This window comes from Cellulomonas sp. P4_A2, assembly GCF_056402515.1.
Genome location: NZ_JBFUHG010000026.1, coordinates 24,079 through 30,897, shown reverse-complemented (window position 1 = coordinate 30,897; position 6,819 = coordinate 24,079). Strand labels below are relative to the sequence as shown.

At 73.7% G+C, this 6,819-nt stretch carries 7 protein-coding genes; 6 read left to right on the top strand and 1 reads right to left on the bottom strand.

From position 1 onward, the window contains the following. On the bottom strand, positions 1 to 209 hold a 209-nt coding region (locus AC1DUE_RS19060), incomplete at its 3' end, for a hypothetical protein (protein WP_477040983.1). 194 nt (positions 210 to 403) lie between these two features. Between AC1DUE_RS19060 and rpmI the strand changes: the two genes are divergently transcribed. The 6 genes from rpmI to pheT all read left to right on the top strand — a co-directional run bounded on the left by rpmI (position 404) and on the right by pheT (position 6,652). Beyond that, a complete protein-coding gene (rpmI, locus tag AC1DUE_RS19055; RefSeq protein WP_028046910.1) occupies positions 404 to 598 on the top strand; it encodes a 50S ribosomal protein L35 in 195 nt (64 codons plus the stop codon). Positions 599 to 661: 63 nt separating this feature from the next. Beyond that, positions 662 to 1,045: a 50S ribosomal protein L20 gene (rplT, locus tag AC1DUE_RS19050; RefSeq protein ID WP_028046909.1), complete on the top strand. Its 384-nt coding sequence runs from the start codon at positions 662 to 664 to the stop codon at positions 1,043 to 1,045. A 350-nt stretch (positions 1,046 to 1,395) separates the two neighbouring features. Continuing rightward, the gene (locus AC1DUE_RS19045) at positions 1,396 to 2,211 is read left to right on the top strand and encodes a TrmH family RNA methyltransferase (RefSeq protein WP_477040982.1); all 816 of its coding nucleotides are present in this window, start codon (positions 1,396 to 1,398) and stop codon (positions 2,209 to 2,211) included. Further along, on the top strand, positions 2,208 to 2,849 hold the full coding sequence (gene thpR, locus AC1DUE_RS19040) for an RNA 2',3'-cyclic phosphodiesterase (protein ID WP_477040981.1): 642 nt from the start codon (positions 2,208 to 2,210) through the stop codon (positions 2,847 to 2,849). Before AC1DUE_RS19045 ends, thpR begins: the two co-directional genes overlap by 4 nt. A 201-nt stretch (positions 2,850 to 3,050) precedes the next feature. Next, on the top strand, positions 3,051 to 4,094 hold the full coding sequence (gene pheS, locus AC1DUE_RS19035; protein ID WP_477040980.1) for a phenylalanine--tRNA ligase subunit alpha: 1,044 nt from the start codon (positions 3,051 to 3,053) through the stop codon (positions 4,092 to 4,094). After that, a complete protein-coding gene (gene pheT / locus AC1DUE_RS19030; protein ID WP_477040979.1) occupies positions 4,094 to 6,652 on the top strand; it encodes a phenylalanine--tRNA ligase subunit beta in 2,559 nt (852 codons plus the stop codon). Before pheS ends, pheT begins: the two co-directional genes overlap by 1 nt. Positions 6,653 to 6,819: the final 167 nt, after the last annotated feature.

Genomic DNA, 6,819 nt, shown 5'->3' with positions numbered 1-6,819 from the left:
CCCCGCCCGGCTGCCGCCGCACCGCGACCGGCCGCCTCGGCGCCGCGTCCGGCGTCGTCGGCACCCCGCCCGGCTGCAGCACCGCGTCCCGCGGCCGCCGCACGTCCGAGCACCACCCCGGCCGCCCGGCCGACCACGACTGCCGCTTCGAAGCCCGCCACCCCGAGCCCCGCGTCCGCGGGATCGACGGCTGCTGCGAAGTCGGCCACGCCGAAGCCGACCGGAACGCCGCGTCCCGCGCCGCGCCCCGGACCCGCCGCTGCGGCAAAGGCACAGACCAGCACGACGGCTTCGGAAGAAGCCAGCTGAACCCGAACGAACGGACGGGCTGACCCACCGGTCGGACCGCACCAGACGAGTCGCACGATCCCGTGCGATGTAACGACAAGGAGACACGGCAGCCATGCCGAAGAACAAGACGCACTCCGGTGCCAAGAAGCGCTTCCGGGTCACCGGGACCGGCAAGGTCATGCGTGAGCAGGCCGGCGGCCGCCACCTGCTCGAGCACAAGTCGAGCCGTCGCACCCGCCGCATCGCCGGCGACCTCGTCGTCTCTCCTGCCGACGCCCCCCGTATCAAGAAGCTGCTCGGTAAGTGATCGCGGGGGCGCACCAGCGCCCCGGTCACCCATCCCGAGCCCGAGACCAGCAAGGAGCATCACGTGGCACGCGTGAAGCGGGCGGTAAACGCCCAGAAGAAGCGCCGGACAACCCTCGAGCGCGCCAGCGGTTACCGCGGGCAGCGTTCGCGCCTGTACCGCAAGGCGAAGGAGCAGGTCACCCACTCCCTCGTCTACTCCTACCGTGACCGCAAGGTCCGCAAGCAGGACTTCCGCAAGCTGTGGATCCAGCGGATCAACGCTGCGGCGCGCGAGCAGGGTCTGACCTACAACCGCCTCATCCAGGGCCTGAAGCTCGCGGGCATCGAGGTGGACCGCCGAGTGCTGGCCGACCTCGCCGTGAACGACGCCGCGACGTTCAACACGCTCGTGGCCGCCGCCAAGGCTGCCCTGCCCGAGGACGTCAACGCGCCGAAGGCTGCGTGACCCTCGTGCGCTGAGCCCGACCGCCCAGAGCTCCCTCGCCGGAGCCGGGCGGCGGGTCGGCGTACCCGAAGCCCCCGAGGTCCTCAGGACGCCGGGGGCTTCGTCGTCCCCGGCCCGCCTCCCCGAGCGCTATCGCCGGTCACCCGCCGCTGCCACCGGCCCGCGATCGCTACCGCGGCACGACAGCGCTCGGCGACGAGCGACCGCGCTGGGCGACGCGAGACCGCGCTGGGCGACGCGCGACCCGCGCAGTGTGGCCGGCGGGTTGCGTCGCGACGTCGATCCGCGCGGGCGTCCCACCCCGTGCGCGTCCCGACCCGCTCCCTGCACGAGCACGCGATGATGTCCCGGTGAGCACCCTGACCAATCCCCGCGCCGAGCGGGTCAAGGCCGTGCGGGCGCTGAGCAACCGGGCGGTTCGGCAGCGCGCGGGGCGGTTCGTCGTCGAGGGGCCGCAGGCGGTCCGGGAGGCCGTGCTGGCCGGGGCCGACGTGCACGACGTGTACGTGACGACCGAGTCGGCGCAGCGGTACCCGGAGATCGTCGTCGGCGCGCAGGACCGGGGGATCCGCGTGTCGGTGGGGACGGCCGAGGTGCTCGACGCCATGAGCCCGGACGGCCAGCGGATCGTCGCGGTGGCCTCCCTCACCGCGCACGCCCTCGACGAGCTCGTCGGCCCGCGGCTCGTCGCGATCCTGTCGAACGTCCGCGATCCGGGGAACGCCGGCACCGTGATCCGGGCCGCGGACGCGGCGGGCGCGGACGCCGCCGTGCTGACCAGCGAGAGCGTCGACGTGCACAACCCCAAGGTCGTCCGGTCGACGGCCGGTTCGCTCTTCCACCTGCCGGTGGTCACCGGGGCGGACCTCGCGACGACGACCGGCCACCTGCGCCGTGCGGGCCTGCTCGTGCTGGCGGCGGACGGCGCCGGAGACTTCGACCTGGACGACCTGCTCGACGTCGTCGGCTCCGCGGAGGACGGCGTGCCGGACCTGAGCCGCCCGACCGCCTGGCTGTTCGGCAACGAGGCGTGGGGGCTTCGCGACGAGGACCGGGCGCTGGCGGACGCGGTGGTCCGGGTGCCGATCCGGGGCCGTGCCGAGTCGTTGAACCTGGCCACGGCGGCGACGGTCTGCCTCTACGCGAGCTCCCGGGCGCACCGGTGAGGCTGTTCGCGGCCGTCTGGCCTCCTGAGCACGTGCTCGACCACCTCGACATCGCTCTCGGTGCGGTGCGTGGCGCACCGTCCGGGCAGTCGCAGGCGGTGCGCTGGTCGGCGCGCGAGACATGGCACCTGACCACGGCGTTCTACGGCGACCAGCCCGACGGTGTGCTCCCGAGCCTGACCGCGGAGCTCGCCGAGCTGGCCGCCGGGATCGAGCCGTACGAGCTGGTCCTGCGCGGTGCGGGGGTGTTCTCGCACCGCACGCTCTGGGTCGGAGTCGGCGGCGACGTCGAGACCCAGCGCGCCGTGAGCGTCGGGTGCATCGAGGCGGGCGACGTACCGGACCGGCGCGCCCGCGAGCGGGCGCACCTCACGATCGGCCGCGTGCGACCGGGCAGCCGGCCGCCGCGGCGGGGCTCGTCGCGCAACGAGCGTGGTCGGCCGGGCCCGGAGCCGGACCGCGAGGTGGACGTCGCCGACGGCGTCGTGCGGGCGCTCGCCGTGTACGAGGGGCCGCGCTGGGAGGTCGACGAGCTCCTGCTCGTCTCGTCGCAGCCCGGCGCCGGGCGTGGGGGAGGACCGCTCTACGAGGTCGTGGAGAGGTTTCCGCTGGGCGGGCGTGGCAGGATGGCGCCATGACAGCGCGTGCGCAGGCGGCCGGCGGTCGCCGATTTCCCGGGCCCGTTCCCGGGCTGCGTCACTGACGCGCACCTGAGCAGGCCGTCCGACGCCGGACCGGCCGCTCGTCCCCGGATCGGGCGCCTCTAGACTTGTCCGCCGGCCCGGATGCTGCTGCGTCCCGGCCGAGAGCCGCGCTGTACACATTCTTGGAAGGTCCCGATGTCCGACGACACCGCCCTGTCCCCGCTCGACGCCCCCGGGATCGACGCCGCCGTGGAGGCCGCCCTCAAGGCCCTCGATGCTGCGTCCGACCTGGACGCCCTGAAGACGGCCCGCCTCGAGCACGTCGGGGAGCGCAGCCCGATCGCGCAGGCCAACCGCGCCATCGGCGGGCTCGAGCCCGCCGACAAGGCGACCGCCGGCAAGCTGCTGGGCCAGGCCAAGGCGCGCCTCGGCCGAGCGCTGGCGGAGCGTCAGGCCGAGCTCGAGGCCGAGCGCGACGCCCGGGTCCTCGTCGAGGAGACCGTCGACGTCACGCTGCCCACCGATCGGCATCCCCGCGGCGCCCGGCACCCGCTGGAGGCCCTGTCCGAGCGGATCGCCGACATGTTCGTCGCGATGGGCTGGGAGATCGCCGAGGGTCCCGAGCTCGAGGCGGAGTGGTTCAACTTCGACGCGCTGAACTTCGGCGTGGACCACCCGGCACGCCAGATGCAGGACACGTTCTTCGTCGACACCCCCGGGCTGGTGCTGCGGACGCACACCTCGCCGGTGCAGGCCCGCACGCTCCTGTCCCGGGAGCTGCCGGTCTACATCGCGTGCCCTGGCAAGGTGTTCCGCACCGACGAGCTCGACGCGACGCACACGCCGGTGTTCCACCAGGTCGAGGGCCTCGCGGTCGACAAGGGCCTGACCATGGCCAACCTCAAGGGCACCCTCGACCACTTCGCGCGTGCGATCTTCGGGCCCGAGGCGCGCACGCGGCTGCGCCCGTCGTTCTTCCCGTTCACCGAGCCCAGCGCCGAGATGGACCTCTGGTTCCCGCAGAAGAAGGGCGGCCCGGGCTGGATCGAGTGGGGCGGCTGCGGGATGGTCAACCCGAACGTGCTGCGGGCCTGCGGCATCGACCCGGAGGTCTACTCGGGCTTCGCGTTCGGCATGGGTATCGAGCGCACCCTGATGCTGCGGCACGGCATCGCTGACATGCACGACATGGTGGAGGGCGACATCCGCTTCTCCGCCCAGTTCGGGACGGAGATCTGATGCCCCGCATCCCTCTGACGTGGCTCGCGGAGCACGTCGAGATCCCGGCGGACCTCACCGCCGAGCAGCTCGCCGCGGACCTCGTGCGCGTCGGGCTGGAGGAGGAGGCCATCCTCCCCGCCGCCGTGTCCGGTCCGCTCGTGGTGGGGCTCGTCGTCGAGCGCACGCCCGAGGAGCAGAAGAACGGCAAGACGATCAACTGGTGCCGCGTCGAGGTCGGCCCGGAGCACAACGAGCCCGGCGGTGCACCGCGCGGGATCGTCTGCGGTGCGCACAACTTCGACGTCGGCGACTCGGTCGTCGTCGCGCTGCCCGGTGCCGTGCTGCCCGGGCCGTTCCCGATCGCGTCCCGCAAGACCTACGGGCACGTCTCCGACGGGATGATCTGCTCCCAGCGCGAGCTCGGCCTCGGCGAGGACCACGCCGGGATCATCGTGCTCTCGCGCCTCGGCATCGAGGCGGCGCCGGGGACCGACGCGCGCGAGCTGCTCGGGCTCGGCGAGGAGGTCCTCGAGATCAACGTGACGCCGGACCGCGGCTACTGCTTCGCGATGCGCGGCGTGGCCCGCGAGTACAGCCTGTCGACCGGTGCGGCCTTCACCGACCACGGGCTGCCGACGAGCCCGCTGCCCGGCGCGGGCGGCGGCTTCCCCGTCGAGATCGACGACGCCGCGCCGATCAACGGGGTGCCCGGCGCCGACCGGTTCGTCGCCCAGGTGGTGCGCGGCGTGCGCGCCAACGACCCCTCGCCGCAGTGGATGCAGCGCCGGCTGCAGCAGGCGGGGATGCGTCCGATCAGCCTCGCGGTCGACGTCACGAACTACGTGATGCTCGACCTGGGCCAGCCGCTGCACGCGTACGACCTGGCCAAGGTCGCCGCGCCGATCGTCGTCCGTCGCGCGGCCGCGGGCGAGAAGATGCGGACCCTCGACGACGTCGAGCGCGTGCTCGACCCGGAGGACCTGCTCATCACCGACAGCCCCGACGGGGCGCGTGCGTCGCGACCGATCGGGCTCGCGGCCGTGATGGGCGGCGGCGACAGCGAGGTCGGTCCGGACACCACGGACCTGCTCGTCGAGGCCGCGCACTTCGACCCGATCACGGTGGCGCGCACGGCTCGTCGGCACAAGCTGCCGTCCGAGGCCGCCAAGCGGTTCGAGCGCGGCGCCGACCCGCAGCTGCCGCGCGTGGCGGTGGCGCGCGTCGTCGCGCTGCTCGCCGAGTACGGCGGCGGGGTCGCGGACGCCGAGGTGACCGACGTGAACGACGTCGTCCCGCCGGCGTCGTTCGTCCTCCCGCTCGACCTGCCCGCACGGCTGGTCGGGGTCGACTACACGGCCGACGAGGTGCGGGACGTGCTCACCTCGATCGGCTGCGTCGTCGAGGCAGAGTCCGCCGGGGCCGTCCGGGTCACGCCGCCGTCGTGGCGCCCCGACCTCGTCGTCGCGGTGGACCTGGTGGAGGAGGTCGCACGCCTGCACGGCTACGACCAGATCCCGTCGATCCTGCCGTCGGCGCCGGGTGGCCGCGGCTTGACCGAGAAGCAGCGCTCGCGGCGTTCGGTCGCGCGTGCGCTGGCCGAGTCGGGCCTGGTCGAGGTGCTGACCTACCCGTTCATCGGCATGGACCAGCTCGACGCGCTCGGGGTCCCGGCCGACGACCCCCGCCGACGTGCGGTGCGCCTGGTCAACCCGCTCTCGGACGAGCAGTCGTTCATGCGGACGAACCTGCTGGTCACGCTGCTCGACGCCGCGCGGCGCAACGTCAGCCGGGGAGCGACCGACGTCGCGATCTTCGAGATCGGCCTGGTCACGCGCCCGCTGGCCGACGCTCCGGCAGCCCCTCGGCTGCCCGGTGGCGTCCGGCCGTCCGACGCCGAGCTGGCGGCGATCGACGCCGCCGTCCCGCCGCAGCCGCGCCGCGTGGCGGGCGTGCTCGCCGGCGCGCGCGAGCCCTCCGGCTGGTGGGGACCGGGTCGTCGTGTCGACCACACCGATGCGCTCGCGTCGGTGCGTCTCGTCGCGGACGTGCTCGGCGTCGAGCTCACGGTCACGGCGGACCAGGGCCACATGCCGTGGCACCCCGGACGCTGCGCGCGGCTCACCGTGGACGGTGTGCTCGTCGGCCATGCCGGGGAGCTGCACCCGAACGTCGTCGCCGCCCACGGGCTGCCGGCGCGGGCCGTCGCGTTCGAGCTGGACCTCGACGCCCTGCTCGCCGCGGCGCCGACCGAGCCGTACCAGGCGCGGCCGGTCTCGACGTTCCCGGTGGCCAAGGAGGACATCGCCCTCGTGGTGCCGGCGGACGTGCCTGCCGCCGACGTGCTGGAGGCGGTCCGGGTGGGCGCGGTCGCGTCCGCCGCGGGCGACGTGATCGAGGACATCCGGCTGTTCGACGTGTACGAGGGCGAGCAGGTAGGGGTCGGCAACCGGTCGCTCGCGTTCGCGCTGCGGCTGCGCGCGGACGACCGCACGCTGACCGCGCAGGAGACCGCGGGCGTGCGCGACTCCGTGGTCGCCGAGGCGCACCGGAGGTTCGGCGCCACGCTGCGTGCCTGAGACAATTGTCCGCAGAGTGAGCGGGTCGCGAGGTCACCGATGTTCGGCCTCGCGGCCCGTTCCTGTGTTTGCGCTGGTCAACGCCTATGAAGACCAAGTCATAGGACGAGTTCACCCAATGGTTACTCGCCAGTAGTTGCGGCGTTCCGGACATTCCCCCAGGGTGG